A 1,562-nucleotide genomic window follows, 5' to 3' on the forward strand; every position below is an offset into this window, starting at 1 on the left:
AAAAAAAAATTGAAGACGCAAAACTTAAATACTATACTCAAAATCAAAATTGAGTTCCTATTATTCTCTCTGGAGTATTTATGGCTGGCGTTAAAAGGTTTAGTTCTGACATCGAAAACAAACTTAACAAATTGTTTTATATGGGTTATGTAGAGTTTGAAAGATGGGAAATTCTATGCTGGTTTGGCGTTGAAAAAATTACCAAATCTGTTTGGGCAGGCCTTTTTGAACAATGGTCATCTTGGTTTGATGATGGTGATTGCCCGGCTATTAATATTGTTCGCTGTGACGGAACTACTGCTACTCAAAAATACATTTTGATTCGCTCAGATCGTATTCAAGATCTGACTGAATTTTCAGAATAAAACCCGCTTAACAGGTGGTTGGCCTCACTTCGTGAAACCAACCACCTTCACCAAGTATGGGGTCACTACAAGCCGTCAAGAGTCGCTACGCTACTGCTCTTGACCGCTTTCCGTTCCTGAAAACATAGCCATGATTCGACGTTGAATCTCACCATCTTTGTTGACTAATGTTTTTGTTAAAAAAGCAGCGTAAGGCTTGGCATTATCGTAACCCTTCCAGACTTCATGTGGGTTTAGCGCGTACGCACAGACTCTTCCTGTCACTGGTATTTTTACTAAAGCGTGCATTTCCTCAAGATATTTAACCCAATTACGTATCGTTCTCGTTGTGACGTTGAATTGTTCTGCAAGAAATGTTTGGTCTGCAACGACAGCGCCGCAAGAACCATCGATGTGTTGGGCAAGATAGGTATAAAACCCAAATGCCGCAGAATTGCCTTTAGCGAGCTCTGCAAGCCGTTTCCAGCCCAAAGGGTATACCTGAGTGAAGTTTTGGTTCTTCTGAGCTTCTAGCCGCTCTCTATCGCGTTTTTCTTCCTGATGTTGAAGATCTGCTTTCCTGATCTCTCTTTGCTTTTCAGTGATTACATCCTGACTTCTCATTTTCTTTCCTATCAATCGGAAAACTTAATCTGATTATAGGAAAGTAAAACGCACAATAAAAGAAAATATTTTTCCTATGGTAGGAAAAACCGAGGAAACACATGTATTTCCGATCGTCCGGAAAAAAAACGGCACCTTCAGAAAAAAAAACACATAAAAAACAGCAATATATAAAAACCCCCTCTTATCTAATAAAAGATCCCCCTTAAGAGGGGGATCTTTTAGATTTTAGATCCCTTCCTTCGGTCGGGCATTTTGGGGGTCAAGGTTCGCCATTGGCGACCGCGCAGCGGTTTAACCTTGACGCTCAAAATGCCCATCCAAGCTAGTTATGGGTGATGGTTCGCATAGCGAGCCATCACCCTGTTAGACAGGTTTTTTGCCTTTGGGGTTTCGGGGCAGAGCCCTGAACCAGTCACAGAGAGACGCGGAGCGTCCCCTCTGTGTGTACTGGCTTATATTAACCTTTTCTTCTTTTTCTGTATGTGTCCAAGCCATTTTGAAATCACAAAAAAAAAATTGAAGACGCAAAACTTAAATACTATACTCAAAATCAAAATTGAGTTCCTATTATTCTCTCTGGAGTATTTATGG

At 40.8% G+C, this 1,562-nt stretch carries 2 protein-coding genes; one reads left to right on the top strand and one right to left on the bottom strand.

Features of this window, described 5'->3' with window-relative positions:
* Window positions 1-80: 80 nt before the first annotated feature.
* Window positions 81-365 carry a hypothetical protein gene (locus tag AX755_RS20450; protein ID WP_062857335.1) on the top strand — a complete coding sequence of 95 codons (285 nt, stop codon included), beginning with the start codon at window positions 81-83 and terminating at the stop codon, window positions 363-365.
* Between the two features lie 90 nt (window positions 366-455).
* Here the strand turns inward: AX755_RS20450 and AX755_RS20455 are convergent, their stop codons facing one another.
* Window positions 456-968, bottom strand: coding sequence for an HTH domain-containing protein (locus tag AX755_RS20455; RefSeq protein ID WP_062857336.1), 513 nt, complete (start codon window positions 966-968; stop codon window positions 456-458).
* Between the last annotated feature and the right edge of the window lie 594 nt (window positions 969-1,562).

The organism is Enterobacter sp. SENG-6, assembly GCF_001605945.1.
Lineage (GTDB): Bacteria > Pseudomonadota > Gammaproteobacteria > Enterobacterales > Enterobacteriaceae > Enterobacter > Enterobacter cloacae.

Bases quoted from the DNA above. Each gene is read 5' to 3' on its own strand.
- AX755_RS20450 (WP_062857335.1), top strand. From the start codon at position 81: ATGGCTGGCGTTAAAAGGTTTAGTTCTGACATCGAAAACAAACTTAAC.
- AX755_RS20455 (WP_062857336.1), bottom strand. From the start codon at position 968: ATGAGAAGTCAGGATGTAATCACTGAAAAGCAAAGAGAGATCAGGAAA.